The organism is Vibrio harveyi NBRC 15634 = ATCC 14126 = KCTC 12724, assembly GCF_001591145.1.
GTDB classification, from domain to species: domain Bacteria; phylum Pseudomonadota; class Gammaproteobacteria; order Enterobacterales; family Vibrionaceae; genus Vibrio; species Vibrio harveyi.
The window spans coordinates 1-588 of sequence record NZ_BCUF01000171.1; the positions used below are offsets into that span (position 1 = coordinate 1).

General features: G+C 42.2%; 1 protein-coding gene. It reads right to left on the reverse strand.

Annotated elements, in window-relative coordinates; all coding sequences use genetic code 11:
- Positions 1 to 22 precede the first annotated feature (22 nt).
- Positions 23 to 588, reverse strand: a 566-nt coding sequence (locus tag VHA02S_RS25050) for a DUF695 domain-containing protein (RefSeq protein WP_255211856.1), incomplete at its 5' end; no start/stop codon positions are given.

A 588-nucleotide genomic window follows, 5' to 3' on the forward strand; every position in this document is an offset into this window, starting at 1 on the left:
CGAATCACTCTTAAACAGTTTGTTATGTTCGTAACTGCTTGAAGTACCAATCAGCTTGCTCCCACTCTAGATCTTGTTCCATGTGCCAATCAAATTGTCGCGGATAACGATAATGGTCAACTATATACTGAAGATGTTGATGCGCAACTTCAGGGTCATATACTCGCCATACTACGCGACGAGTGTTATTCCATGTTTCTCTCACAAGAAAGAGCGCGTTACCACCCGCTTTAATCTCTTCGTCCAATTGATCACAAAATGGGTCAACGATAGCTTGCTCATCTTCCGAAGGCATTCCATGCTCGGCTAAGTCAGCAAAATCAATTATTACAGAAAGATGCCAGCCAAAAATTTCGCGATGCTCAAAACCAATGAGTCCAGAGTTCAACATGCCAACGCATGGTAAATCATCTTTTTTCCACTCAAGTAAAGTATAAGATTCTTCAGGAAGAACTATCCGGACTTCGTTTTCTTTCAGTGCTTTATCTTTATTACTGCCAAATATTTTCCCGAACATGAAACTCCTCCTAGAACATAACGCCTTGTTAAGGTGTGAGGCACGCAATACCGTAGCCTCCGCATACCACC